The organism is Hymenobacter volaticus (assembly GCF_022921055.1).
In the GTDB taxonomy this organism is placed as follows: domain Bacteria; phylum Bacteroidota; class Bacteroidia; order Cytophagales; family Hymenobacteraceae; genus Hymenobacter; species Hymenobacter volaticus.
Genome location: NZ_CP095061.1, coordinates 2,339,469 through 2,364,852 on the forward strand (window position 1 = coordinate 2,339,469; position 25,384 = coordinate 2,364,852).

Annotated in this window: 23 protein-coding genes and 2 pseudogenes; 20 read left to right on the forward strand and 5 right to left on the reverse strand. The window is 56.4% G+C overall.

The annotated features are described in order from the left end of the window. A complete protein-coding gene (locus tag MUN86_RS10095; protein WP_245124872.1) occupies positions 1-1,521 on the reverse strand; it encodes a tetratricopeptide repeat protein in 1,521 nt (506 codons plus the stop codon). A 132-nt stretch (positions 1,522-1,653) separates the two neighbouring features. On the opposite strand from MUN86_RS10095, the gene MUN86_RS10100 reads away from it, so the two are divergent. Both MUN86_RS10100 and MUN86_RS10105 read left to right on the forward strand, forming a co-directional pair. Beyond that, entirely contained in the window at positions 1,654-2,589 is a 936-nt protein-coding gene (locus tag MUN86_RS10100) for a M28 family peptidase (RefSeq protein WP_245124874.1), read from the forward strand. Positions 2,590-2,709: 120 nt separating this feature from the next. Beyond that, positions 2,710-3,462, forward strand: a complete 753-nt coding sequence (locus MUN86_RS10105; RefSeq protein WP_245124879.1) for a DUF2490 domain-containing protein — start codon at positions 2,710-2,712, stop codon at positions 3,460-3,462. On the opposite strand, the gene MUN86_RS10110 is transcribed toward MUN86_RS10105, so the two are convergent. Continuing rightward, complete coding sequence (locus MUN86_RS10110) at positions 3,440-4,036, reverse strand: hypothetical protein (protein ID WP_245124881.1); 597 nt, start codon at positions 4,034-4,036, stop codon at positions 3,440-3,442. The genes MUN86_RS10105 and MUN86_RS10110 overlap by 23 nt on opposite strands. Before the next feature lie 102 nt (positions 4,037-4,138). Here MUN86_RS10110 and MUN86_RS10115 point away from each other — a divergent pair, with 102 nt between their 5' ends. The 15 genes and pseudogenes from MUN86_RS10115 to cobC all read left to right on the forward strand — a co-directional run bounded on the left by MUN86_RS10115 (position 4,139) and on the right by cobC (position 18,939). Then, positions 4,139-4,561 (forward strand): IS1/IS1595 family N-terminal zinc-binding domain-containing protein, encoded by a 423-nt coding sequence (locus MUN86_RS10115; RefSeq protein ID WP_245124884.1) that lies wholly within the window; start codon positions 4,139-4,141, stop codon positions 4,559-4,561. Between the two features lie 140 nt (positions 4,562-4,701). Further along, positions 4,702-5,028: a hypothetical protein gene (locus MUN86_RS10120; RefSeq protein WP_245124887.1), complete on the forward strand. Its 327-nt coding sequence runs from the start codon at positions 4,702-4,704 to the stop codon at positions 5,026-5,028. Then, positions 5,025-5,231, forward strand: coding sequence for a hypothetical protein (locus MUN86_RS10125; protein WP_245124890.1), 207 nt, complete (start codon positions 5,025-5,027; stop codon positions 5,229-5,231). Before MUN86_RS10120 ends, MUN86_RS10125 begins: the two co-directional genes overlap by 4 nt. A 20-nt stretch (positions 5,232-5,251) precedes the next feature. Beyond that, entirely contained in the window at positions 5,252-5,500 is a 249-nt protein-coding gene (locus tag MUN86_RS10130; protein ID WP_245124892.1) for a hypothetical protein, read from the forward strand. Positions 5,501-5,580: 80 nt separating this feature from the next. Beyond that, on the forward strand, positions 5,581-6,273 hold the full coding sequence (locus MUN86_RS10135; RefSeq protein ID WP_245124895.1) for a hypothetical protein: 693 nt from the start codon (positions 5,581-5,583) through the stop codon (positions 6,271-6,273). A 202-nt stretch (positions 6,274-6,475) separates the two neighbouring features. After that, positions 6,476-7,920: pseudogene (locus MUN86_RS10140) on the forward strand (MFS transporter). A gap of 532 nt (positions 7,921-8,452) precedes the next feature. Then, positions 8,453-8,608, forward strand: coding sequence for a hypothetical protein (locus MUN86_RS10145; protein ID WP_245124897.1), 156 nt, complete (start codon positions 8,453-8,455; stop codon positions 8,606-8,608). A gap of 144 nt (positions 8,609-8,752) precedes the next feature. Next, complete coding sequence (locus MUN86_RS10150; RefSeq protein WP_245124900.1) at positions 8,753-11,989, forward strand: ATP-binding protein; 3,237 nt, start codon at positions 8,753-8,755, stop codon at positions 11,987-11,989. Position 11,990: 1 nt separating this feature from the next. Continuing rightward, positions 11,991-13,385 (forward strand): AMP-binding protein, encoded by a 1,395-nt coding sequence (locus MUN86_RS10155; protein ID WP_280640641.1) that lies wholly within the window; start codon positions 11,991-11,993, stop codon positions 13,383-13,385. Then, positions 13,322-13,546, forward strand: a complete 225-nt coding sequence (locus tag MUN86_RS31175) for a hypothetical protein (protein WP_280640626.1) — start codon at positions 13,322-13,324, stop codon at positions 13,544-13,546. Before MUN86_RS10155 ends, MUN86_RS31175 begins: the two co-directional genes overlap by 64 nt. Further along, positions 13,525-13,977, forward strand: a complete 453-nt coding sequence (locus tag MUN86_RS31180) for an AMP-binding enzyme (protein WP_280640627.1) — start codon at positions 13,525-13,527, stop codon at positions 13,975-13,977. The genes MUN86_RS31175 and MUN86_RS31180 overlap by 22 nt, the downstream gene beginning before the upstream one ends. A 448-nt stretch (positions 13,978-14,425) precedes the next feature. Next, positions 14,426-16,348 (forward strand): annotated as a pseudogene (acs, locus tag MUN86_RS10160) (acetate--CoA ligase). A 175-nt stretch (positions 16,349-16,523) separates the two neighbouring features. Continuing rightward, entirely contained in the window at positions 16,524-17,582 is a 1,059-nt protein-coding gene (gene cobT / locus MUN86_RS10165) for a nicotinate-nucleotide--dimethylbenzimidazole phosphoribosyltransferase (protein ID WP_245124902.1), read from the forward strand. After that, positions 17,579-18,376 carry an adenosylcobinamide-GDP ribazoletransferase gene (locus MUN86_RS10170; protein WP_311181908.1) on the forward strand — a complete coding sequence of 266 codons (798 nt, stop codon included), beginning with the start codon at positions 17,579-17,581 and terminating at the stop codon, positions 18,374-18,376. The genes cobT and MUN86_RS10170 overlap by 4 nt, the downstream gene beginning before the upstream one ends. Then, the gene (cobC, locus tag MUN86_RS10175) at positions 18,361-18,939 is read left to right on the forward strand and encodes an alpha-ribazole phosphatase family protein (protein ID WP_245124905.1); all 579 of its coding nucleotides are present in this window, start codon (positions 18,361-18,363) and stop codon (positions 18,937-18,939) included. The genes MUN86_RS10170 and cobC overlap by 16 nt, the downstream gene beginning before the upstream one ends. An 80-nt stretch (positions 18,940-19,019) precedes the next feature. Here cobC and fahA read toward each other — a convergent pair whose 3' ends face one another. Then, positions 19,020-20,303, reverse strand: a complete 1,284-nt coding sequence (gene fahA, locus MUN86_RS10180) for a fumarylacetoacetase (RefSeq protein WP_245124908.1) — start codon at positions 20,301-20,303, stop codon at positions 19,020-19,022. 176 nt (positions 20,304-20,479) lie between these two features. On the opposite strand from fahA, the gene MUN86_RS10185 reads away from it, so the two are divergent. Then, entirely contained in the window at positions 20,480-20,920 is a 441-nt protein-coding gene (locus tag MUN86_RS10185; RefSeq protein WP_245124911.1) for a hypothetical protein, read from the forward strand. 141 nt (positions 20,921-21,061) lie between these two features. Here the strand turns inward: MUN86_RS10185 and MUN86_RS10190 are convergent, their stop codons facing one another. Both MUN86_RS10190 and MUN86_RS10195 read right to left on the reverse strand, forming a co-directional pair. Continuing rightward, positions 21,062-21,397 carry a NifU family protein gene (locus MUN86_RS10190; protein WP_245124914.1) on the reverse strand — a complete coding sequence of 112 codons (336 nt, stop codon included), beginning with the start codon at positions 21,395-21,397 and terminating at the stop codon, positions 21,062-21,064. A gap of 540 nt (positions 21,398-21,937) precedes the next feature. Next, on the reverse strand, positions 21,938-23,038 hold the full coding sequence (locus MUN86_RS10195; protein WP_245124916.1) for an Mrp/NBP35 family ATP-binding protein: 1,101 nt from the start codon (positions 23,036-23,038) through the stop codon (positions 21,938-21,940). Between the two features lie 224 nt (positions 23,039-23,262). Between MUN86_RS10195 and dnaG the strand changes: the two genes are divergently transcribed. Both dnaG and MUN86_RS10205 read left to right on the forward strand, forming a co-directional pair. Continuing rightward, on the forward strand, positions 23,263-24,711 hold the full coding sequence (dnaG, locus tag MUN86_RS10200) for a DNA primase (protein WP_311181912.1): 1,449 nt from the start codon (positions 23,263-23,265) through the stop codon (positions 24,709-24,711). Then, positions 24,708-25,343 (forward strand): hypothetical protein, encoded by a 636-nt coding sequence (locus MUN86_RS10205; RefSeq protein ID WP_245124919.1) that lies wholly within the window; start codon positions 24,708-24,710, stop codon positions 25,341-25,343. The genes dnaG and MUN86_RS10205 overlap by 4 nt, the downstream gene beginning before the upstream one ends. Positions 25,344-25,384: the final 41 nt, after the last annotated feature.

Consider the following 25,384-nt stretch of genomic DNA (forward strand, 5'->3'; position numbering starts at 1 on the left):
TTACAAACCCTCGGCTCGTTGGGTGTACATCACAATCTTAGATTGGTATTGGCTGAGGTTGTTGAACATCTCGTCAATCATTTGCTGGTCGTCGATAGGCAGCACGGTTTTGGCCAACTCTTCGCGCAGATCTTGGCACAGCTCGGCGCTGATAGCAGCGAGATTCTTCACGCTGCTCATGGGGTTCTTGATTTCGTGCGCGACGCTGGCCATCAGCTCGCCTAAAGAGGCCATTTTCTCGCGCAGCACCAACTGGCTCTGAGCGGTGCGTAGCTGCTGCACCATGCGGCCTAGCGTGTCGCGCTGCTGAGTGAGTTCTTCCTTCTGCTGGTTTATTTGATTGTTGAGGTATTGGAGCCGCTGGTTGGCTTGCTTTTGCTTATAGATGTGGCGCCCGAGTAGTAAGGCTACCAGCAGCAGCGTGCCAAGGCCTACCCACAGCGCATAGAGGCGGAAAGAGGTTGTGAGTTCAGCCCGTTCTTCTTCTAGTTGCCGCAGCCGCAGCTGTTCATCGAAGCCAATAGCATCGAGCTGCTTGATACGCTGTGGGTTGTGCAGACTATCTTGAGCCGTGAGCATAATGCCCATGTACTTCAGCGTACTGTCATTCTGGCCACGAGCTTTAAATACGTCGGCCAGAAGCGTGCTGGTACGCAGCACGCCCACTATAAAGGGCAGCGTTTGACCCACAACCAAGGACTTACGCGCATACAAGACGCAAGAATCGGGCTGCTGACGGCGGTAGAAGAGCTCGGCCATGTACTGAAAAGCACGACACCTACTCCGTAAATCGTTTTCGGGTATCGCCGCCTTGGCGCTACGACGGTAGTGGTCTAATGCCGAGCTGGTTAAGCCCCGCGAGGCTTGCAACCGACCAAGCTCCCTCAGGATATAGGGCTGCGGATTGCCCCAGCAACTCCAGCCAGTAGGAGGGGGCGTAGTCGTTAGATCATGAGCTTGGCGCAAGTAGTAGGAGGCCGAGTCGAGCAGGGCTAATCCTTGGTAACTGGCCCCAATATTGGTTGTGATGCTAGCAAGCAGGGATACATCGTCGAGGTGGGCTTGCTGGTAGGTGGTGCGGGCTTGAAAGTAGTAGCGGAGCGAAGGGCGAAAATCGTCGAGGGCAAAATACAGCAAACCCGTTTGGTTGAGTGTGCGGGCCTCGCCGCGCGCGTCGTGGCTTTGCCGGTTGAGTTGCAGCGCCTGTAGATTAAGGCGGAGCGCTTCGGGCAAGTTGCCGCGTTCAGAGAGCAGAATAGCTAAGCGCGAAAGACAGCGGCCTTCGCCCTTGGGGTAGCCGATACGCCGGGCTAGTTTCAAGCCTTGCAGCGCGTACCACTGCACCGAATCGAAATGTGAGTAGCGGTACGTAGCACTTAAATCGGCTAGCAGCAGTACCCGGCTGGTATCGGTGGAGGCATGGGCCAACGCTTGCTGAAAAGCAGCGGTTTGAGGGCTTTGCCCAGCCCCCTGAAATGCATATAAAACAAGTAAAAAGCAGCCCAGTAATCGTGCAATCATGTCCGAAAGGTAAGCATAGCAAAGTACCTATTTTGTTTTCTCATTGAAACCAAAGTGCTAAGCATAGCTCATCAGTATAGCGAAACTGGTAATCTTGCGTTAGCCTTCAAGATTTGATATTCTTCTTAGCTTATGTTCTTGCGCTTCTACTGCTCGTTGCTGCTCGGGTTCTTGGGTTTTCAAGTTCAAGCGCAGCAACTCACCCCGAGCCCTACCGCCGATACCATCCGCCTGCGTCAGCACTTACTAACGCTTATCAGCACGCCGCAGCCGCGCAACTACTTGCACCCGGCTAGCTTGCAACAGGCCGCCGAGTACATCCAGCAGCAAATGCGCACGGCGGGCGCGCGTACCAGCGAGCAGACCTATGAAGTGCAAGGGAAACCCTACCAAAACCTGATTGGCAGCTACGGGCCCGAAGCAGGGCCGCGCCTTATTATCGGGGCGCACTATGATGTGTGCGGCGAACAGCCCGGTGCCGACGACAATGGCAGCGGTGTAGCCGCGCTCCTGGAATTGGCGCGGCTGCTAGGCCAGCAAACCAATTTGCCCTACCGAATAGATTTGGTGGCTTACACACTAGAGGAACCGCCTTTTTTCCGTACCCGCCAGATGGGTAGCTACGTGCACGCGCAGGCACTGCACGCGGCGGGCGTGCCGGTGCGGGGCATGGTGGCGCTGGAAATGCTAGGCTATTACGACGACCGAAAAGGCAGCCAGCGGTATCCGTTCGGCCCGCTCAAGCTGCTATTCGGTAGCCGCGGCAACTACGTGACGGTGGCGCAGAAATTTGGGAATGGGCGTTTCGGGCGAGAGTTTGCGCGCCGCTACCGTGCCGCCGCGGCTTTGCCCGTGAAGCGGTTTAAGGCACCAGCTTGGCTACCGGGCATCGACTTCTCCGACCACCTCAACTACTGGCAGTTTGGGTATTCGGCCGTGTTGCTCACCGATACGGCTTTCTACCGCAATCAGCACTACCACGAAACCACCGATACGCTCGACCGGCTGGATATGCGCCGGCTAGGGTTGGCGGTAGATGCCGTACTAGCTACCGTATTGCACCCCTGAATTCACTGCGAACCTAACCGTAGCTAGTAAGTAGCGTAAGGGGTAGCGGGAGTGCACGGGTCTTTTCCGGCGCCACTTCCGGAGTTTATGCGAAGATTGCCGCTCGTACTAGGGCTTTGTTTGACGGTCACAGCCGGGTTTGGGCAGGCTTTGCCTCGCCTGCTCGACCACAACACGCTCGGCTGGGTGGTGTACTCAGGCGACCATGCGCTCAGCGACCAGTGGGCGCTACACACCGAGTATCAACTGCGGCGGGTGAAAGTATTGGGTGCTCAGCAGCAGCATCTTGCCCGGCTCGGCTTGGTGCGCCAGCTTACCGACCGGGTGACGGTGAGTGGCGGCTACACGTACTTTCAAACGCACGAATACGGACGCTATCCTACCGTAAGCGGCCTACCCCAGCCCGAACACCGCCTCTATGAAGACGTAACGCTGACGGATGCGTTCGGCCCTCTGCAACTCGAACAACGCTTGCGATTGGAACAGCGCTGGGTTGGGCAACGCGCCGAAGAAGGCGCCGGCCGGGTGCAAGCATGGGAGTATCAGCACCGAATTCGGTACCAGTTGGCAGGAAGCTACCCGCTGCAGGGTCCCACCATCGACGACGGCGAATGGTACCTGAACGCGTTTGACGAGCTGTTTATCAGCTTCGGGCGCAACGTAGGCAACAACATATTCAACCAAAACCGCCTTTCCGGTGGGCTAGGGTACCAATTCAGCGACAACGCAAAAGTCGAACTTAATTACCTCAACCAAGTAACGCAACACGCCGAGCCTAATCCTGCCACTGGCCGGCCCGTGTTTGAAATCAACAACGGCTTTCGGGTGAACATCCTCTATGACCTGGATTTTACGGGCGGTCAGCAAGAGTAAAGCATATAGGGAGTGTCCCCACCCAAACTCGGTCGGTTTGGACAATCAGAAATTCTCGGCCTGTATCGTCCGTGTAGAGATGATGAGGGCGACGCAGCATCCATGCAGGCCAGCCATTAATAAAATCTTCTGGTTTATACCATTCATTGCTGTGGCAAGCCACCCAATCGAGTTGATCGGCTCCGGACAATTGCTGGTACTTGGCTGGCAATGACAAAGTTGAATCACAGTTAGTGAATAATTGGTGGTACGCCTTTATTTTCTCCCCAATACCTGCCACTACTTGCGAAGAATGCGCAAACTCTCGTTCAAACAGCCAGATTGCTAAGTAAAACTCCTCTTGCTGCGCTATTAGCTGCTGATTCCACTGAAAAAATGTTGCGAGCAACACGCGTATGGCTTGTTGCCGGACGGCCAGTGGAATGGTAGTAGCCGTGGTGTGCCAAATACCTAGTCCAAGCTTTCGGTAATCATACTGGCGCCGTAAAAATTCCGTGATATCTAAAAGTTCGGCGCTAGTACTTTGCTTTTCAAGACTGCGCAACAGGCGGTTGGTGCCGCGTGGTTTCTTCATCAGGTCAACTTTAAGAAAAGAAAGTACTATATCTTTGCTGATTTACTATATATTTACTAAATACCTATAGTTTTTCTAGTGTAAGTCCTCACTCACCCTGTTATGGCTCAGCTTGCTTGCCCTAAATGCGAATCGAAGGAAGCCACGAAAAGTGGAGTGGTAGGTGGTAGGCAGCGGTATAAGTGCAAGAACTGCGGTTACCATTACTCGGTGGCGAAAGCCGGTAAGGAAATCAACTCTTACTATGTTATAAAGGCTTTACAACTTTACGTAGAAGGCGTTAGCTACCGCGAAATAGAGCGGCTACTCGGGGTGAGCCACGTAAGCGTGATGAACTGGGTGAAGAAATACGGGATGAAGGCCCCTCGGCAAACTGATTACCATCCCACATACAAAATCCTAAACCAGAAAGAGTTGAATGAGTTCTTTCAGGATACAAACAACCTGAAAGGAGCCGGCTTAGTAGTGACTGAGTTAGGCGACAAGTACATGATGATTCGGTGGGAGCGGTTTCGGCAGGGGTGAGGCTATAGGGGTTAGCAGAAATATAGCAAGGGCGTGACTTCTGGCGGAAGGTTTTGCTACTTGGTCGGGGTCAAGGCACAGCAACCGTTGCTGCGTCCTAAGTGCCTGATCGATTCCCACACTATTCCCACCGTCCCCTTATGCGAAACGCCCGTTACGCGCTGGCGCTTAGTGCGCTGCTGATTGCTGCCGGAGCTTCGGCCCAGGTAGTAACCCCACCTGCTGGTCAAGCGCCGCCGCCCGCCGCACCGGCGCCCCCACCCGCTACGCCGACCGCCACGAAGCCCGTTCCGTACGGTCCGGGTATGAAAGTTAATCTCTCGCCCGACGGGTCGAAGTACCTCCGGTTTCTGCTCTGGACCCAGATTTACGCCCGCTACAACGAGAACAATAGCGGTACCCTGCGGGGCCTAACAACCCTAAGGCAAGCCAGGTGGACTTTGGTATCCGCCGCTCACGCCTGGTGATTTTGGCGCAGCTCAACCCGCGCTTTCTGGTGTACACGCACCTAGGTATCAACAACCAAAACAACGTGAGTGGGGGCGTGAATGCTACGACGGATGGCAAAAAGCCGCAGTTCTTCATCCACGAGGCCGTGACCGAATACAAGGTCAATAAGTACCTCAACTTGGGGCGGGCCTACACTACTACAACGGTATTTCGCGCCTGAGTAGCGCTAGCACCACCAGTATGATGGCCATGGACTTTCCGCTCACCAACTTCCCAACCATTGACGCTCTCGACCAGTTTGCTCGCTACATCGGGATATTTGCCAAGGGCCGCATCGGCAAATTCGACTACCGCTTGTCGATGAGCGACCCTTTCTTGACCAACCTGCCCACTAATGCTAACTACGTGGTGGGTGGTGTGCAAACCGGCAACCCGCTAGGCTTAGGTACAAACAACAGATCAAATAGTAAAAACGGGGGAATAATATAGCCCAATATAACCCGCAAAATACCAGCCATGTGTACCAGGGATATTTTAGCTACAATTTCCTTGAGCCTGAAGCCAATCTGTTGCCCTACTACCAGGGCACCTATCTTGGCACCAAGCGAGTACTGAGTATCGGTGCTGGTTTTATGTTCAACAAAGATGGCATGTATTCGCGGTCGACGAATGGTGATAGTACTGTACTGGCTACACTAGTGCCACCAGCGGGTAGAACAACTGACCTTTTCAGCGCTGTGCCCACTCGCAAGCACGACATCAAGCTCTTTGGGGCGGATGTATTCTACGATGTACCCCTTGATACGGCCGCCCGTACCGCGCTAACCATCTACGGAGTGTACTACAAGTTCAATTTCGGTCCGAACTACGTGCGCTATGTGGGCGGCGAAAACCCTGGCTACGGCGCGGTAGCAACCCGCGGCAATGCCTACCCACAGTCGGGGACGGGCAATGCGCAGTACCTGAACGCGGGCTTCCTGCTGCCGCAAAACACGCTTGGCCCGAAAGTGCGCTTGCAGCCTTACATAGCTTATCTGCACAGCAGCTACGAAGGCTTGCGCAAAGGCAACGGCGAAAGAGCCGGTGTGAACGTGTACGATGCCGGCGTAAACGTGCTGCTTGATGGCCACAACGCCAAAGTCACTCTGAACTACCGCGCCCGCCCCGACTTCTCCGACCAAACGGCGATTCCTAGCGGGGCCTTGATCAACAACGTGAAATACCGGCCGGAAATCACGCTGCAAACCCAGGTCTTCTTGTAAGAAATGACACGACGGGTTGACGCGCTGATGACTCACCGCAAACCAGCGGTTCCGGTGGGGCATCTGTTTCCTAGCTCATTCTTCCAGCATTCTGTCTCTCACCTTCAAAAACTCCCATACGTATCATGAACCACAACCTCCCCAATCGTGATTCAGGGGCTTACTCCGGGGCGGCACCTCTAGGGGCGCTGCCGACGATGCAATAGCTCACGACAACAACACCACCTCGACCAGCAAAATCTGGCAGGTGATTACCGCCTCGTCGGTGGGTACCGTTATCGAGTGGTACGACTTCTACATCTTCGGTTCGTTGGCCGCTATTATCGGCCCAGTGTTGTTTGGTACCACCGGTAAGATTGAAGACACCATTCTCGGGACCTTGGCCGTGTTTGGCGCCGGCTTTATCGTGCGGCCGTTCGGGGCCGTGTTCTTCGGCCGCATCGGCGACTTGGTGGGTCGCAAGTACACGTTCTTGCTGACGTTGCTTATCATGGGTGGAGCCACATTCGTAACGGGCCTCATTCCAAGCTACGACAAAATTGGGGTGGCCGCGCCGATCATCGTGACGCTGTTGCGCTTGCTGCAAGGCTTGGCTTTGGGGGCGAATATGGTGGCGCTACGACTTACGTGGCCGAGCACTCACCCGACAACAAGCGGGGCTACTACACTTCCTTTATTCAAATTACGGCTACGGCGGGTCTGTTCTTGAGCGTGTTGGTCATCATTGCAACCCGCAAAAGCTTGGGCGAAGAAGCCTTCAAAGAGTGGGGCTGGCGCATTCCGTTCCTGCTGTCGGGTTTGTTGGTTATTGCCTCTTACTATATCCGCCGCAAACTGCACGAGTCGCCGTTGTTTGCCAAAGCCAAGGCCGAAGGCAAAACTAGCACCAACCCACTGCGCGAATCGTTTGTCAATCCTGTAAACCGTCGGTTGGTTCTTATTTCGCTGTTTGGAGCCACTATGGGCCAAGGCGTAGTATGGTACACCGGGCAGTTTTACGCGTATTCTTTCATGCAAAACACGTTGAAGCTCGACCTCGTGGATGCTAGCCTCGTGTTGTGCATTGCGCTGTTGCTGGCTACGCCGTTCTTCGTGTACTTCGGGGGCCTATCGGACCGAATTGGCCGCAAGAAAATTATCATGATGGGCTTGCTCTGCGGCGCGCTCTTCACCATCCCCATTTTCTATGGTCTCAAAGCCTTTGCCGGTCCGCTGACCGAGGTAACGGCTGCCACCGTGGATGCCACCGGCAAGGCCATACCTGCCGTTATGAAAGCGCTTTCGCCGAGCCTCGTGCCCATGACTATTCTCGTGTTCTGCCTCGTGTTGTTCGTGACCATGGCCTACGGCCCAATTGCTGCTTACCTGGTGGAGCTGTTCCCCACCAAAGTGCGCTATACGTCCCTTTCGCTGCCTTACCACATCGGCAACGGCGTCTTCGGCGGGTTTGTGCCTTTCATTGCCACGGCCCTCACGTTGCGCGCCGCCGCGCAGCCCGAAGGCACACTGTTGAAAGACTACAGCAGCTTCGCGGGCTTGCTCTACCCGGTTATCATTGCCTTGATCTGCTGGTTTATTGGCACGGCGCTGATGAAGGATGTGCGCAATGTGCGTCTGATGGAAGACAACTCCGGCGACGCTCGGTAAAAATAACCACAGGCTGAAGTCTAACAGCTTGTTTCATAGCCCTTCCTGGAAAGTCCGTTGGGCCCTAGTCCAGCGGACTTTCTTGTGTAGAACCGACTTTGCTTATACAAAGCAGAACTAATGCATCCGGTGTGCTGAGTGGTGCCACAAGTAAAGCACTCTGTGTGCTGACGTTGCCAACCCAACCAGCCTGTCATGCTGAGCGCAGCCGAAGCATCTCGCTTGAGTGGTAAACCTCAACGCTTGGGCAACGATGCAAACAAAAGGCTTCAGTCCCTTGCTTGGTGGGCTACATGCTCAGCATGATAATACCTCTATAACGTCAGCACGCGAGATGCTTCGGCTGCGCTCAGCATGACAGGTAGTGTGGCATCAGCACGCCTGATACTTCGCTTGTGGCGCCGCTCAGCATGACTGACAGCCGGCTATATACTTGAGGTGAAATTCCGGCTTATTGAAGGTTCGTTGTAGAGCAAAACTGCTAGCTTCCGCACGCCTTGTTTCCTCAAAAAATTGAAACCCTATGCTACCCATGTCTCCGCAAGAGCAAGCCGAGCAGCGCCGGGGCCAGCGGCTGTTGTTTGTGAGTTTGCTGTTTGGGGTACTGCTCAATTTCCCGCTGCTGGCGGTTTTCAACCATGACGGCCGGGTAGGGGCGTGCCTGTGCTCTACCTCTATGTGCTGTTAGCATGGCTCGCGCTGGTAGTTCTCACGGCTTGGCTGGTCAGAGTGAAGTCTTGAAATGACACGCATGGTGCGCTAATAGGTTAGCACCGCTTTAAGCTCTTGATTTCACTGCATCACAACTTCGCAAATTCTCCATTTCGCTTTCATGTCCAAGCTGCTTGTTATTGGCTTTTCGTTTGGCTACTTGGCGCTGCTCTTCGGGGTGGCGTATGCGGCGGAGCGTCGAGCTGGGTCTGCACGGAGCAGTTTGGTGAACAACCCGTATGTGTACGCGCTGAGCATGGCCGTGTACTGCACCGCCTGGACCTACTATGGGTCGGTGGGGCGGGCGGCGCACTTCGGGCTTGAATTTGTGGGTATCTATTTGGGTCCCACTCTCATGGCTCCGGCGGCGTGGCTGGTATTGCGCAAAATCATCCGGATTTGCCGCTTGCAGCGCCTAACCTCTATTGCCGATTTTATTTCGGCCCGCTACGGTAAAAGCGCTTCGCTCGGGGCGTTGGCTACAGTGGTGTGCGTGCTCGGCATCGTGCCTTACATTTCGCTGCAAATCAAGGCCATTGCCACGTCCTTCGACATTATCACCCGAGGGCCGGCGGCCTTACAACTGCCCCTGGAAGGCACGGCGGCTAGTTCGGCGCTTTATACAACGGTGGCGCTGGCTTTCTTTACCATCATTTTCGGGGTACGTTCCATCGAGGCCACCGAGCGGCACGAAGGCATGGTACTGGCTGTGGCCCTCGAAAGCCTCGTGAAGCTGGTGGCGTTTCTGGCGGCCGGCGCCTTCGTGACGTTCGGTCTGTTCGACGGGTTTTCGGATGTGTTTACGCGCGCGGCGGCCGTGCCCGACCTGAGCCGGTTGTTCACGCTGGATGGGGCAGGTACCAGCAGCGGCCAATGGTTTACGCTGCTGTTGCTGAGTATGGCGGCTATTCTGTTGCTGCCGCGGCAATTTCAAGTGTCGGTGGTTGAGAACGTAAACGAGGACCACTTGCGCAAAGCTATGTGGCTGTTTCCGCTGTACCTCATCATTATCAACCTGTTTGTGTTGCCGCTGGCTTTCGGGGCCGGCTACTATCGGGCCCCGGGTTCGATGCCGATACGTTTGTGCTGGCCTTGCCGCTGCAGGCCGGGCAGCCTTGGTTGGCGTTATTTATCTACATCGGGGGCTGTCGGCGGCTTCTTCCATGATTATTGTAGAAACCATTGCCCTGAGCGTGATGATGAGCAACCACCTGCTCATGCCGCTGCTGGTGCGCATTCCGGCCACCCAAACCGAGGGGCCGAGCTGGTTTGCTTACCTCGGCAAAGTGGCCCTGAACAGCCGCCGGCTGGCCGTGGTGTTGGTGCTGCTGCTGGCTTATGGCTACTATATAGAAGTGGGGCATTTGCTGCCGCTGGTCAATATCGGACTGGTGTCGTTTGCGGCGGTGGCGCAGTTTGTGCCGGTGGTACTCGGGGGCTGTACTGGAAGGGCGGCAACCGGCAAGGAGCCACGGCGGGCATTTTGGCGGGGTTTGTGGTGTGGTTTTTTACCTTGGTGGTGCCCACAATGGTAGGCCCCAACATGCTGAGCGAAACTCTGCTCTCCAACGGCCTCTTCGGCTGGCAATGGTTGCGGCCCTTTGCCTTGTTTGGGCTGGAAGGACTCGATTACTTGTCGCACGGGCTGTTTTGGAGCTGGTTTTTCAATATTGGCTTTTACGTGGGCGTTTCGTTACTGCGGGGGCCTTCGTCGCTGGAGCAGCGGCAGGCCGACATTTTCGTGGGCGTGTTTCACTACCGCAACCTGTTTGAGGGTCCGGCGGGTTGGCAGGGCGGCGCCGCATTGCCCGATGTGCGAGCGTTATTGAATGGCTTTCTAGGTAAAAAACGCGCTTCTCAAGCGCTACACGCTTTTGCCGAACGGTTTCCCGATGCGCACCCCGCCGACGGCGTGACCCCACCCCAAGCCGACCCGCGCCTGCTGGCTTACTCCGAAAAGCTGCTGGCCGGTAGCATTGGCCCGGCCTCGGCTCGGTTGCTGCTTTCGTCGTCGGTGGGAGTGGAAGACATCAGCTTCGACAACGTGGTCGGGATTCTGCGCGAAAGCCAGCAATTGCTCGAAGCCAACCGCCAGTTGCAAAAACAGCAGCGCCAACTTCAGCGCCTCACCGACGAGCTCCGCGCCGCCTACGACCAACTTCAAGCCCTCGACCACGACAAAGACGAGTTCCTAGCCACCGTCACGCACGAGCTGCGCACCCCGCTTACCAGCATCCGGGCTCTGTCGGAAATCCTGACCGACAACCCCGATCTGGAAGAAGAGGAACGGCAGCGTTTTCAACTCACCATCACGCGCGAGTCGGAGCGCCTAAGTCGGCTTATTTCCTTGGTGCTCGATCTGGAGAAGTACGAGTCCGGCAAAGCCACCCTCGACCGGGAGCCGCTCGACCCGGTGGAAATCCTCAACGACGCCATCGAGTCGGTGGGGCTACTGCTGCGCGACAAGCAGATTCAGCTGGATGTGGAAGCGCCGCCCGGTTTGCCTCAACTCTCCGCCGACCGGGACCGGCTCATGCAAGTGCTGGTCAATCTGCTAAGCAACGCCATTAAGTCGTGCCGGGCCGATGGCAGCGGCCACATTCGGGTAGCGGCCGAGCTGCCGCCAGCCCGTGCTGGTGTGCCCGCCACGTTGCGCCTCGTGGTGCAAGACAATGGCAAGGGCATCGAAGCCGCCTTCCACACGCTCATCTTCGACAAGTTCTTTCAAGCCAAAAACCAAACCATGCGCAAGCCCGAAGGCTCGGGCCTTGGCCTGGCCATCACCAAAAAAATAGTGGAGCTCCACGCCGGCCGCATTTGGGTGGAAAGCCAGCCCGACCAGGGTGCCCGCTTCTCGGTGGAGCTACCGGTAGAAGCGCATACCCCGGCTGATGCAGCCTGCGCCAACGCCCGAAACCCACTGTGCCAATGCCTTATTCAGCATTCAGAATTTCAACATATGCCTGCTCCTCACATATTGATCGTGGATGATGAGCCCAACATTGTGATGTCGCTCGAATTTCTTATGCGCAAAAATGGCTACGCGGTTAGCATTGCCCGCAACGGCACCGAGGCCATCGAAGCCGTAGACAACGGCCCCGTGGATATCGTGCTGCTCGACATTATGATGCCGGATGTTGATGGGTATTATGTCTGCCAATACATCAAAACCCACCCCGACCGTATCAAAACCAAAGTCGTCTTCCTGTCAGCCAAAACCAAAGATGCCGACATTAAGAAAGGCTACGAAGCCGGTGCCGACCTCTACATGCCCAAGCCCTTCAGCACCCGCCAGCTCATGGTAAAAGTGCGGGAATTGCTGGCCGCCCCGCAAACCCAAGCCGACCTCACTTCCTAGCCTGTGCGCTGAAAAAGAAGAATACCGTCCCGCCCCGTTTTCGTCTGCCCATGAACCCCACCCCTCATACACCACGGCGTATAGCGCTAGTCTAACCGACCCGGCGGCCTTTTGGGCCGAGCAGGCGCGGCAGCTTGCGTGGTTTCGGGAGCCGCCTGAGCCAGTGCTAAGCCAGGAAGAAGCCACAGGTTTCTACCGCTGGTTTCGGGGCGGGCAGCTTAACACCGCCTACCTCTGCCTCGATTATCACGTTGCGCATGGCCGGGCCGAGCAAACGGCTCTGATCTACGATTCGCCCGTGACCAACACAGTGCGCCGCTACACCTACCGCGAACTGCTCGACCTGACGGCCCGCTTTGCGGGTGGGCTGCGCAACCTGGGCGTAGAGAAAGGTGACCGGGTTATCATCTATATGCCCAACACCCCGGAGGCGGTAGTAGCCATGCTGGCTTGCGCCCGGTTGGGGGCAGTGCACTCAGTGGTATTTGGAGGCTTCGCGCCCCATGAGCTGGCCGTGCGCATCGATGACGCGCAGCCCCGTGCCATTATTTGTGCTTCGGGCGGGCTAGAGTTCGACAAGGTGATTCCCTACAAGCCGCTCGTGGATGCTGCTATAGCGCTTGCCACCCATCAGCCCGCCCACGTGGTAGTACTGCAGCGCGACTTCGTGGCGGCTACTTTGCAACCTGGCCGCGACGTGGAGTTTCCGCAGCTACTGCAAGCCGCACCCGTAGAAGCAGTGCCCGTTGAGGCTACCGATCCGCTGTATATCCTCTACACTTCCGGCACTACTGGCAAACCCAAAGGGGTAGTGCGCGACACGGGCGGCCACGCCGTGGCGCTGAAGTACAGCATGAGCGCCATCTACGGCTTGCAGCCCGGCGAAACCATGTTTAGCGGCTCCGATATTGGGTGGGCCGTGGGCCACAGCTATATAGTGTACGGGCCGCTGCTGCACGGCTGCACCTCGGTGCTGTTTGAGGGCAAGCCGGTGCGCACGCCCAATGCCGGCACCTTCTGGCGCTTGCTGGCCGACTACCAAGTCAGTGTCATGTTTACGGCACCTACCGCCATCCGGGCTATCAAGAAGGAAGACCCCGAAGGGCTGCTGGCATGCCGCTACGATTTATCTAGCCTACGTTACTTGTTCCTGGCTGGCGAGCGGTGCGACCCTGCCACCTATGATTGGGCCGGACAGGTATTGAACGTGCCCGTAGTAGACCACTGGTGGCAAACCGAATCGGGTTGGCCGATGCTGGCGACTATGGTGGGGCTGGCCGACATGCCTCTGCCCGCGCCGGCTCAGCGGGCCACCCCGTACCCGGCTATGATGTGCAGATTCTCGACGAAGCCGGCCACCCCGTACCCGCTACCACCACTGGGTTGGTGGCCGTAAAACTGCCATTGCCGCCCGGCTGTTTGCCCACGCTCTGGCAAGATGATGCTCGTTTCCAGCAAAGCTACCTCGACACCTTCCCGGCTACTACCTCTCCGGCGACGGGGGCTACCGAGACGAACAAGGGTACCTCTTCATCATGGGCCGCGTCGATGACGTGATGAATGTGGCGGGCCACCGCCTAAGCACCGGCCAAATGGAGGAACTGCTGGCTACGCATCCGGCCGTAGCCGAATGTGCCGTGTTGGGTATTGCGTGCCCGCTTCGCGGCCAGCGCCCGGTGGGCCTCGTTGTACTCAAAGACGGACAAGTCATAGAAGAAAAGCAGTTGGAACAAGACCTAGTTAGCCTTATTCGTGAAAAGATCGGGGCCGTAGCGAGCTTCCGCCAAGCGGTTGTTGTCAAGCGTCTGCCCAAAACTCGGTCTGGCAAAATCCTGCGTAAAACTATGCGTCAGCTCGCCGACGGAGAGGCCTTCACCATCCCTTCCACCATCGACGACCCCCTGATTCTAACGGAAATCAAAGAGGTGCTAGAAAGGCGACAAATAGGGCAGGCATTTGAAAGCCTAGCCAACGACCTCACCCACTAACCTTTCGGTAAACAGAATAAAATGAATGAACAAGCTAAACCTAGTATATCCGTTTTCTACGATGAGAAAGGGTAAGAGTCGTTGACCAGTCGTTGCACAACTCTATCTGCCCTTCCTGTCGAGTGCCGCGCAACAAAGCCGCAGCCTCTGGCGTGCTGCCGTTGCCAAAGTACCCGTCATGCTGAGCGCAGCCGAAGCATCTCGCTAGTATGGTAATTTCATTCAGCACCACAACCTCAGCACGCGAGATGCTTCGGCTGCGCTCAGCATGACGTTCTGAAGTGTATTGGCATCGTTAACAACGATTATCGGTTACCCTCAACACTCAAATGAACAAAGAAACCAGCTATAAAAACTAGGTTTCCTCGCTTTAGAATAAACTAGCAAAAGCGTAGCGCTTACCAGAACTGAAATTCACAACCTCTCCACTTCACAATTTCATATTCCCATGCCCGAAGCACCCACGAAACACGCCCGCATCCGTACCCTGGAAGAGTATCAGGATGCCTACAGCCGCAGCATCGAAACCCCGAGCAGTTTTGGGCGGAGGTAGCCGAGCCGTTCACTTGGCGCCGCAAGTGGGACAAGGTGCTCGATTCTGACATGGCGGCCGGCAAAAACGAGTGGTTCGGGGAGCCCGCCTCAACATCACCGAAAACTGCCTCGACCGCCACCTCGCCACGCGCGGCAACAAGCTGGCCATCATCTACGAGCCCAACGATACCAAGACCCGCCACCTGCGCCTGACCTACCGCGAACTGCACCAAGAGGTTTGCAAGTTTGCCAACGTGCTGCACAATAACGGAGTGGAAAAGGGCGACCGGGTATGCCTCTACATGCCCATGATTCCGCAGCTGGCTATAGCGGTGCTGGCCTGCGCTCGCATTGGTGCGGTGCACTCCGTGGTATTCGCCGGCTTCTCCGCCACCGCCATTGCCGACCGAGTGAACGACGCGCAGGCTAGCGTGGTACTCACGGCCGATGGCCTGAACCGCGGCGCCAAACAGATTCCGGTGAAGCGCGTGGTGGATGAGGCCTTGGAAAATTGCCCTTCGGTGCGCCGCGTCATTGTAGTCGAGCACTTAGGCTGGCCCGTGCAAATGAAAGAGGGCCGCGACGTATGGTACCACGAGGAAGCCGAGGACGTAGCCAAAAGCTGCCCCGCCGAAGAAATGGATGCCGAAGATCCGCTCTTCATCCTCTATACCTCGGGCAGCACCGGCAAGCCCAAAGGCGTGGTACACAGCACGGCCGGCTACATGGTCTGGACAGACTACACGTTCCGCAACGTATTTCAGGTGGAGGAAAACGACATCTACTGGTGCACCGCCGACATTGGTTGGGTAACGGGACACTCGTACTTGCTTTACGGCCCGTTGCTGGCGGGCGCTACCACGCTCATGTTCGAGGGCATCCCAACGTATCCGAGCCCGGGCCGCTTTTGGGAAGTGATTGACAAGCACTCAGTAAGCGTGTTCTACACGGCACCCACAGCCATTCGTAGCCTGATGGCCGCCCCCTCGACAACGTGCTGAGCTACTCGCTGGATTCGTTGCGGGTGTTGGGCTCGGTGGGGGAACCCATTAACGAGGAAGCGTGGTACTGGTACTACCAGCACGTAGGCAAGGAGCGCTGCCCCGTTGTGGATACGTGGTGGCAAACCGAAACCGGCGGCATCATGATTTCGGCGCTGGCCGGTATTACGCCGAGCGTGCCGGCTCGCGCTGGCTTGCCGCTGCCGGGCGTGCTGCCAGTGCTGCTCAACCAAGAAGGCAAGGAGATTGAAGGCAACGGCGAGGAAGGTTACTTGGCTATCAAGAACAGCTGGCCTGGCATCATCCGCACCACCTACGGCGACCATGAGCGCGCCCGCCAAACTTACTTTGCGCCGTACCCCGGCTACTACTTCACCGGCGATGGTGCCCGCCGCGACGAGGAAGGGCTATACCGCATCATCGGCCGCGTCGATGATGTAATCAACGTGAGCGGCCACCGGTTCGGTACCGCCGAAATCGAAAACGCTATCAATCAAAACCCCAACGTGGTGGAGTCGGCCGTAGTGGGCTACCCGCACGACGTGAAAGGCCAGGGCATCTACGCCTACGTCATCTGCCGCGAAGGCGTCTGCGACAAGGAAAATGACAAGGCGCACATCGAGGCCAGCATCATCGAAACCATCGTGGCCGAAATCGGCAAAATCGCCAAGCCCGACAAGATCCAAATTGTGTCAGGCCTGCCGAAAACCCGCTCCGGTAAAATCATGCGCCGCATTCTGCGCAAAGTAGCCGAGGGCGAAACTTCCAACCTCGGCGATACCACCACGCTCCTCGACCCGGCCGTAGTCGACGAGATTATCGGCGGCCGGAAGTAGAGTTAACAATGGTTACACACAAAAAGAGGCCCTCGGTCTACACCGAGGGCCTCTTTTTGTGTGTAATAAGGTGGGGTGTTTGAACTTGGAGAAGTAGTAAGTTGAAACGCTTAGTTTCTGCAGGCGCTACAACTCGTTCCGCTTCGCCCATTACCTTCGCGCCAAAACCTGCCTTATGCCCGACTTCCATATCCGGCCGCTTAACCAAGAGCTAGCCGCTGCTATTCAACACAAAATCGATGGGAAAACGAAACCAGTAGGCGCGCTTGGGCAATTGGAAGTCCTGGCCCATCAGGTAGCGTTGATTCAGCAAACCCTCACGTCCCAACTCCGGCAGCCCCATGTGCTCGTCTTCGCCGCCGACCACGGCATTGCTGCCGAAGGCGTAAGCAAGTATCCGCAGGAAGTTACTTACCAAATGGTGCTGAACTTTCTAAGCGGTGGGGCCGCTATCAACGTGTTTTGCCGGCAGCAGGGCATGGCCTTGAAGGTGGTAGATGCCGGAGTAAAGGGCAGTTTCACTGATTTCCCGGCGGTTATCAACCAAAAAATTGCCGAAGGCACCCGCAATTTTCTTCACGAACCCGCTATGAGCGTAGCGCAGTGCGAACAGGCGCTGGCTGCCGGCGCCAAGCTAGCGCGCGAAGTAGCCGCCACCGGTTGCAACGTGCTCGGTTTCGGCGAAATGGGCATTGCCAATACCTCGGCGGCCACCCTGCTGATGCACCGATTCACGGGCCGGCCTCTCACCGACTGTCTAGGCCGCGGCACAGGCCTCGACGACGAGCAACTCAGCCACAAAGCCACCATACTAACGGCCGCTGCTCAGCAGCACGCTGCCCTAACTAAACCGTTGGAAGTGCTGGCCGCATTCGGTGGCTTTGAAATTGTGCAGATGGTGGGCGCCATGCTCGGTGCCGCGGAACAGGGTCTGGTGTTACTGATTGATGGGTTTATTGCTACAGCGGCTTTGTTGGCGGCAACTGCCCTGCACCCGGCGGTGCGCGAGTACTGCGTATTCTGTCATCAATCCGAAGAAACCGGGCATCAGTTGATGCTGGCTCACTTGCACGCGCAGCCTCTATTGAATCTGAATTTGCGGCTCGGAGAGGGGACTGGCTGCGCGCTGGCGTATCCGCTGCTAGTGGCGGCCGTTAATTTCCTCAACGAAATGGCTTCCTTCGAGAGTGCCGGAGTGAGCCAGAGCACGGAGCCAATGCCCGTTACGGCATGATGCGCCGGCAAGTCGAGCTGTTCTTTACGGCTCTCATGTTCTACACCCGCATTCCGTGTCCGAAGTGGGTGGGGCATTCCGAAGAAAACCTCAACAAGTCCACGGTTTACTTCCCGGTTATCGGCTGGATAGTGGGTGGCGCGGCGGCGGGTGTCTGGTGGATATTGCACTTCTTTTTCCCGCTGGAAGTCGCTCTGTTGCTAAGCATGGTGGCCAGCATTCTGCTCACGGGGGCTTTCCACGAAGACGGCTTTGCTGATGTCTGCGACGGATTTGGGGGCGGCTGGAACAAGCTGCGCATCCTCGAAATCATGAAAGACAGCCGCCTCGGCACTTATGGTGTGACGGGCTTGGGGCTGATGCTGGCCCTGAAGTTTCTGACGCTGAAAGCGGTGGTGTATGGTGAACACTTTCACCTCAAGTCGCTGATTCCGGTGCTTGTGATAGGGCATTCTTTGAGCCGGGCCACTGCGCTTTCGTTTATCTATACCCATGAGTACGCCCGCGAAAACGAGGACAGCAAAGCCAAGCCTATCGCCAAGAAATTAAGCGCGACGGAGTTTGGCATAGGCTTGCTGTTGGGGCTGCTGCCCTTGCTGGCGTATGCTGCCTGGTTGCGCAACGGCTGGCTGTTGCTGGTGCTGCTGCCATTGTGGCTCGTGAAAACCTACTTGGCTCGCTATTTCACTCGCTGGATCGGTGGCTACACCGGCGACTGTTTGGGTGCCACCCAACAAGTAGCGGAGTTAGTGGTATATCTGTTCTTTTGTTCTCAACTATGGAATTATACTTGATCCGTCATACCCGGGTAGCTACCGCGGCTGGCATCTGCTACGGTGGCTCCGACGTGCCCGTCGCCGCCACCTACCCGGAAGACGAGGCCGCCGTGGGCGCCCGCTTAGCGCCAATACTGGCCGCGGGTCCGGTAACTACATACAGTAGTCCGCTCACCCGTTGCCGCTGCCTAGCCGAAGCCTTGGTGCCCGGTCCCATCCACTTCGACGACCGACTCCGGGAATACGACTTCGGCCGTTGGGAGCTGCAACCGTGGAACACCCTGCCCGCCGCCGAACTCGACCCCTGGATGGCCGACTATGTGCAAGTGCCCGCACCCGGCGGGGAAAGCTTCCTCGACCTGCAAACTCGCACCACTGCCTTTCTGGATGACGCGCTAGCGCAGCCCGACGGCCCGCAGGTAGCTTTGATCTTCTGCCATTCGGCCGTTATCAGGAGTATGCTGTGCTATTTCTTAGGCTTGCCGCTAGCCAACGCCTTTCGGCTGGATATCGACTACGGTTCTATTTCCAAGGTGCGCTACCACCAAGGCCGGTTCAATGTGGCGTATACTAACGCATAAGCGGCTTCTCCCTTTTCAACAAACAAGCCCCGACTCATTGCTGAGTCGGGGCTTGTTTTGATAGGCTGTGCCACTAATCTTTAGCTTATTGCTGCGGGTAGCACAGTGCCAGTTACTTCTCCAAAACCGATGCGAATGCCGTTGTTTTCGCAATAGCCGCGCATGGTCACGGTGTCGCCGTCGTGCAGGAATTTGCGTTCTTCCCCGCTTGGCAGAACTACGGGCCGGGTGCCGCGCCAAGCAAGTTCTAGCATCGAGCCGAGTGAGTCGGGAGTGGGGCCGCTGATGGTGCCGGAAGCGTATAGGTCGCCCACTTCGAGGTTGCACCCGTTGCTGCTTTGATGGGTGAGCTGTTGCGCCATGCTCCAGTACATGTGCTGAAAGTTGGTGCGGGAAACTACAGTTTCAAGGCTGCCTTCGGGCTGCAAGCCTACTTCCAGGTTTATATCGAAGTTGTGAGCGTTGACTTGACGCAAGTACAGCAGCGGCTCCGGCTCCTGCACCGGGCCGGGCACGCGGAACGGCTCCAGCGCATCGAGCGTGACCACCCAAGGTGAAATGCTACTGCCGAAGCTTTTGCCCAGAAACGGCCCGAGCGGCACATATTCCCAGCTTTGAATGTCGCGCGCGCTCCAGTCATTGAACAGCACCAACCCGAAAATGTGGTCTTCGGTGTACTGCAACGGGATAGAGTCGCCAAGGGCCGAACCTTTGCCCACCACAAAAGCCATTTCCAGTTCGAAGTCTAGCTGCTGCGAAGGGCCGAAGGTGGGCGTGTCGGCATCCGGCGCTTTGCGCTGTCCGTTGGGCCGACGGATATTCGTGCCCGACACCACAATGCTGCTAGCCCGACCGTGGTAGCCGATGGGTAGGTGGCGCCAGTTAGGCAGCAAGGCATTAGCCGGGTCGCGGAACATCATGCCCACGTTGGTAGCGTGTTCGATGCTGCTGTAGAAGTCGGTGTAGTTGCTCGGTTTCACTGGCCGCAACATCCGTACTTCGCTCTGGCGAACCAGGCACTCGCGCATCACCTCGTCGGAACGGAGGGCTTCGTTGTCGTGGCGCAGCAGCTCACTCACCCGCTCGCGCACGGCCCGCCAAGCCGGCCGGCCCAAGGAAATAAACTGGTTGAGGGTGCGGCGCCGAAAAACCTTCGGCATTTTTGGTCCGAGGTCCAAATCAGAAAAAAAGCCGAACTGCGCCACGGCGTACAAATCCAACGCATAGTCTCCAATAGCCACGGCCAAACGGGTACCCCGGTCTTCGGTTTCGAACACCCCAAAGGGCAGGTTCTGAATCGGAAAATCACTAATCGGCGGAATATCAATCCAGGAGCGCAGCGCGGGGTCGTTCAGGTTGGCCATAGGGCGGATAGGTGATAGTAGGAACGGTAAAGGTAGAGCCGTCGGCCAAATGACGAGTAAACTCAACAGAAGGTTAGATGAACCTAAGTAGAGCTAGTATCTTAAGCCAGACCTTTTACTCCAATTATTGAGGAATGGGAAGTGACGAAATATATAGCAGCTTATGAACTGGTAAAATGGACACGCTTGGCATATTGACCGGTATACTTCAGGGCGATTTTATATCCCGTTTTGGTGTTGGTGATACTTGGGCTTTATATTTTAGAAGCTATATTCTTGTAGCTCATGATATTATTTCAGAAGACGAAATATTGATTACTAAAGGGCTGAAGGATAATTATCCTTCTTACCAAAACTGCGTCGATCAAGACTACATCAGCAAATCTGCTGTTGTGGCAGCTCATATGAGGAAAGAGGTTGTGGGATTGAAGCTAGATCAAGTAGGCAACTTGACAATAGAGTTTGCGGGAGACAGTAAACTGATAATTCCAGCTACGGTAGATATAGTTGATTGGCAGTGGTGCTTGAATAGAACTGGTAATGATCCATATCAAGACTACTATGTAGCTTGTTTTGGGCAGGGTGAAATTCGAGTAAACCAAGAATACAGTTCTTGATAAACTGACGATGGGTAAATACTATTGCAAAGTTGTGAGAACAGCCTCACGACCCGTGCGCACCACCCGCCCCAAAATCAGTGCGCCCCGCTTCTACCGGAAACCAGTAGGAGCGGGGCGCATTAACTAAATAGGAAAAGCTTAAAACTGAGGGGTAGGTACCGGGATAGGGGATACAGGATGGCCAGTTTGACCCGCCGGCTGTTCCGACATAGGGGTGATGTTGATAGCTTCAACAGACCGAATTTCCGGTACGGCTTTTTTCACCGATTCTTCCACACCGGCTTTCAGCGTCATCGGCGACATGGGGCAGGTGCCACAGGCCCCGAGCAGTTCCAGGCGCAACACCATGTCGTCGGTGATTTCCAATACCCGCACGTTGCCGCCGTCAGCTGCCAGATACGGGCGGATGCTGTCCAGCGCCAACTCAATACGTGATAGGAGGGGATGGTCTTCTACGGCAGCGGAATGCGTCATAAATCACTGATTTTACTGACTTGCCTGCTTCTGTAGATGCAAGTCAACCATGAGGTAATGCAAAGGTAAGGCTTCTGGCGAGTAAAAAGTAAACCAAGTTTAAGCCGGTAAAGTTACCGAAGCGCTAGCGTTGAGCTTAGCATCCGAATAACCCACGCACCGGACATACAAGGCACTTCTATAACCCAAAGACCAAACAGTTATCAACTAGTTCCCTTCGCTAAGCATAGGCCAAAAGTGGCCGAACTTCTATTGCCTACTTAGCCTCAAAGCACTCGCTTACTGTTGTTGCAGCGCTACCTGTCATGCTGAGCGCAGTCGAAGCATCTCGCGTGCTGACGTCGGATTACTATTCCAACCTCAGCACGCGAGATGCTTCGGCTCCGCTCAGCATGACGGTCTGATTGTATTGTGTTCTACCACCAGCACGCGAGATGCTTCGGCAAGCGCAACATAACGTGCTAATTACGCTGACAATGTCAGTACACTAAATGCCTAAATATGCTTCGCAGGACGGGTTACAATTTTGGATGACAACTCTTACGAGTTCATTTCCACGATATTCGTCTTAGGAGCTACGGCGTTGCGGATGGATACTTGCCGGGCTAGTTCCTCAGCCAATTGACCGAATACCTCAGCGGCGGGAGTGCCGCTTAGCAGGATAGCCGGGGTGCCGTAGTCGCCGTTCTCGCGGATGCTTTGTACCAGCGGAATCTGGCCGAGTAGCGGCACTTGGTGCTTTTCAGCCAGAGCCGTGCCGCCACCCTCTCCGAAGATGAAGTACTTGTTTTCGGGTAGTTCAGCAGGCGTAAACCACGCCATGTTTTCGACTACGCCTAATACGGGTACGTTGATTTGCGGTAGCCGAAACATCTGTAACCCTTTCTCGGCATCGGCCAGTGCTACTTTTTGCGGCGTGGTCACGATGACGGAACCCGTAACGGGCACGGTTTGCACCATGGTCAGGTGAATATCGGAGGTTCCGGGGGGCATGTCGAGGAGCAGGTAGTCTAGCTCGCCCCAATCCACTTCCGTGATGAACTGCTTGAGGGCCGACGAGGCCATAGGGCCACGCCACACAATGGCGCTTTCAGCAGGCGCCAGAAAGCCGATGCTCATAATCTTCACACCGTACGCCTCAATAGGCTGAATCTGGTTGCGGCCGTCGGGCGTGCGGAATACGTGCGGGCGGGCATCTTCCACGCCAAACATCAGGGGCATACTCGGGCCCGAAATGTCGGCGTCAACTAGTCCAACTTTGGCACCGGTTTTAGCTAAAGCAATGGCCAAGTTGGCCGTAACGGTGCTTTTGCCCACCCCGCCTTTGCCCGAGGCAATGGCAATAATATTGCGCACCCCGGGTAGGATGTCGCGGTTTTGGCGCATGGTGGTCACGCGCGAAGTCATCTTGATTTGCACGTCGGCATCCTTGTCCACCATGGTGTGGATGGCTCGGACGCAGGCATTGTGAATCAGTTCTTTAAGCGGACAAGCCGGGGTAGTGAGGACCACTGTAAACGACACGGTGCGGCCGTCGATGTGCACGTCCTCAATCATGTTGAGCGTGACAAGATCTTTGCCCAAATCGGGCTCCTCCACGTAGCTGAGGGCCTTCAGGACGTCTTCTTGGGTAATAGCCATATCGTGAGTAGGGAAATACGAATGCGAACTACAAAGATAACCCCGAAATAGGGTAGGAGGTTGCCCTTACGCTCGGAAGGATGCAGCAGGGTACACGCGGCCACGAGGTTCGCTCTGGTTGCGGCACTGAATACCTGCTTTTCCTTGGGGCGTAACAGCTACTTAGGGTTACCGTAAACAGAAGCGCTACAACGCGCAGTATCCTGCCTACCTTTGCCGGTAGTATGGCCCGCATCCCGAAAGAACTAGTCGATCAAATTATTCACCACGCCGATATTGTGGAGGTGGTTGGTGACTTTGTTAGCCTGAAACGGAAAGGCCAGAACATGTGGGCCTGCTGCCCGTTTCACCACGAAAAATCGCCGAGCTTTTCAGTGGCCCCGGCCAAGGGACTCTATAAGTGCTTCGGGTGCGGCAAAGCGGGCGGGGTGGTGCAGTTCATCATGGACATCGAGGGCACCAGCTACGTGGAAGCTCTGAAGTACCTGGCCAAGAAGTACGGCATCGAGGTCGAGGAAGAAGAAAAAACGCCCGAGCAGCAACTCGCTCAAAACGAAAAGGACTCGCAGTTCATCGTCTCGAACTGGGCCAAGGACCACTACCATAAACTGCTGAAGAGCAGCGACGAAGGCCAGAGCATTGGGTGGAGCTACCTGCGCCAGCGGGGCCTCAACCAAACCACCATTGCTACCTTCGAGCTAGGCTACTCCCTCGATCAGTGGGACGACCTGCTAAAATCGGCCACGGCTGCGGGCTTCGAGCAAAAGTACCTAGAGAAAACCGGCCTCGTGGTGCGGCGCGACGACGACCAGGGCCACGACACCGGCCGCCGCTACGACCGTTTCCGGGGCCGCGTGATGTTCCCGATCCACAACGTTTCGGGCCGGGTGATTGGGTTTGGGGCGCGCACGCTCAAGCCCAACGACAAGACAGCCAAGTACCTGAACTCGCCGGAGTCCGAGATATACCATAAATCCGACGTACTCTACGGGCTCTACCACGCCCGGCAGGCTATCCGGACTGAGGAACTGTGCTACTTAGTGGAAGGCTACCTTGATGTGCTGAGCTTGCACCAAGGCGGCATCAAGAACGTGGTAGCCTCGTCGGGTACCTCGCTCACCGACGGCCAAATCCGCCTCATCAAGCGCTACACCGACAACGTAACCGTGCTCTACGACGGCGACGCGGCCGGTATTCGGGCGTCGTTGCGCGGCATTGATATGCTGCTGGAAGGCGGCCTGAACGTGCGCGTGGTACTGTTTCCCGACGGCGACGACCCCGACAGCTACATTCGCAAAGTCGGCGACCAGAAGTTCAAGGAGCACCTCGACCAAGCCAGCCAGGATTTCATTCAGTTCAAAACTGACTTGGTGTCCCGCGAAGCGGCTCAAGATCCGGTGAAGAAGGCCGAAGCCATTCGGGAGGTGCTGCAAAGCATTGCCAAAGTGCCGGACCCGATTAAGCGGCAGGTGTTTTTGCAACAGACCTCGCAGACCTTCGGCATCGACGAACAAGTGCTCATCACCGAGTACAACAAAATTTCTCGGCAAGCCAGCCCTAAAGCAGCTCCCAGCACAAACACCAGCAGCGGCAGCGAACAGCGTCCCCGAACTACTAGTCCTGCTTCCACCGGACAAACACCAGCTGCCGCGCGCCCCGCCCGCGGCCCATGAGCCCGGAGGAAGAAACGGAAGCGCTGATGTACGGTGCCTCGCCAGAAGACCTGATGGGCGGTGGCGGGGACTTGCAAACCCTCACCCGTGAAGAGCTAGAGCCCATTCCGGACGTGCAGGAGCAATGCGAGCGGGAAGTGGTGCGGTTGCTGCTGCTTTACTCCGCGCAGCCATTGGCCCCGGAAGTCAGTGTGGCGCAGTATCTGTTTGGGCAGCTCGACGATACGCCTTTCAAAACGGGCATCTACGCCGACTTGCTGCACTTGTGCCGTGAGGAACTAACCCAAGGCCGCTGGCCGGAAATCCGTACCCTTATTCAGCACAGCCGCTCCGACATTCGGGCGCTGATAGCTGAGCTGGCCACCGAGCGGTACGAGCTGAGCCCCAACTGGACCACGCACCAAATTCATGTACCCCGCGAGTTGGACTTAATTCAAGTGGCCTGCGACAATGCTATTCTGCGCCTCAACAAAGTGAATGTGGAGCGGGAGTTGTCGGCTCGCCTCGAAGCACTGCGGCATCCGCTTGACGATGCTACCATGATGGAGCACTTGCAAACCATCCGGGCTCTCAAGCAAATGGACAATGAACTGGCCCGGTTGCTTGGTACAGTGTTGTCGCGCGGCGCTTAGGGTGCCTTATTGCTAAGGTTGCATGCAACGGCATTGGCAGT

What these genes read in the sequence shown, in the direction of transcription:
- MUN86_RS10095 (WP_245124872.1), bottom strand. Translation starts at nt 1,521, where the DNA reads ATGATTGCACGATTACTGGGCTGCTTTTTACTTGTTTTATATGCATTT.
- MUN86_RS10100 (WP_245124874.1), top strand. Translation starts at nt 1,654, where the DNA reads ATGTTCTTGCGCTTCTACTGCTCGTTGCTGCTCGGGTTCTTGGGTTTT.
- MUN86_RS10110 (WP_245124881.1), bottom strand. Translation starts at nt 4,036, where the DNA reads ATGAAGAAACCACGCGGCACCAACCGCCTGTTGCGCAGTCTTGAAAAG.
- MUN86_RS10115 (WP_245124884.1), top strand. Translation starts at nt 4,139, where the DNA reads ATGGCTCAGCTTGCTTGCCCTAAATGCGAATCGAAGGAAGCCACGAAA.
- MUN86_RS10120 (WP_245124887.1), top strand. Translation starts at nt 4,702, where the DNA reads ATGCGAAACGCCCGTTACGCGCTGGCGCTTAGTGCGCTGCTGATTGCT.
- MUN86_RS10130 (WP_245124892.1), top strand. Translation starts at nt 5,252, where the DNA reads ATGATGGCCATGGACTTTCCGCTCACCAACTTCCCAACCATTGACGCT.
- MUN86_RS10145 (WP_245124897.1), top strand. Translation starts at nt 8,453, where the DNA reads ATGTCTCCGCAAGAGCAAGCCGAGCAGCGCCGGGGCCAGCGGCTGTTG.
- MUN86_RS10150 (WP_245124900.1), top strand. Translation starts at nt 8,753, where the DNA reads ATGTCCAAGCTGCTTGTTATTGGCTTTTCGTTTGGCTACTTGGCGCTG.
- MUN86_RS31180 (WP_280640627.1), top strand. Translation starts at nt 13,525, where the DNA reads ATGGGCCGCGTCGATGACGTGATGAATGTGGCGGGCCACCGCCTAAGC.
- cobT (WP_245124902.1), top strand. Translation starts at nt 16,524, where the DNA reads ATGCCCGACTTCCATATCCGGCCGCTTAACCAAGAGCTAGCCGCTGCT.
- MUN86_RS10170 (WP_311181908.1), top strand. Translation starts at nt 17,579, where the DNA reads ATGATGCGCCGGCAAGTCGAGCTGTTCTTTACGGCTCTCATGTTCTAC.
- cobC (WP_245124905.1), top strand. Translation starts at nt 18,361, where the DNA reads ATGGAATTATACTTGATCCGTCATACCCGGGTAGCTACCGCGGCTGGC.
- fahA (WP_245124908.1), bottom strand. Translation starts at nt 20,303, where the DNA reads ATGGCCAACCTGAACGACCCCGCGCTGCGCTCCTGGATTGATATTCCG.
- MUN86_RS10185 (WP_245124911.1), top strand. Translation starts at nt 20,480, where the DNA reads ATGGACACGCTTGGCATATTGACCGGTATACTTCAGGGCGATTTTATA.
- MUN86_RS10190 (WP_245124914.1), bottom strand. Translation starts at nt 21,397, where the DNA reads ATGACGCATTCCGCTGCCGTAGAAGACCATCCCCTCCTATCACGTATT.
- MUN86_RS10195 (WP_245124916.1), bottom strand. Translation starts at nt 23,038, where the DNA reads ATGGCTATTACCCAAGAAGACGTCCTGAAGGCCCTCAGCTACGTGGAG.
- dnaG (WP_311181912.1), top strand. Translation starts at nt 23,263, where the DNA reads ATGGCCCGCATCCCGAAAGAACTAGTCGATCAAATTATTCACCACGCC.
- MUN86_RS10205 (WP_245124919.1), top strand. Translation starts at nt 24,708, where the DNA reads ATGAGCCCGGAGGAAGAAACGGAAGCGCTGATGTACGGTGCCTCGCCA.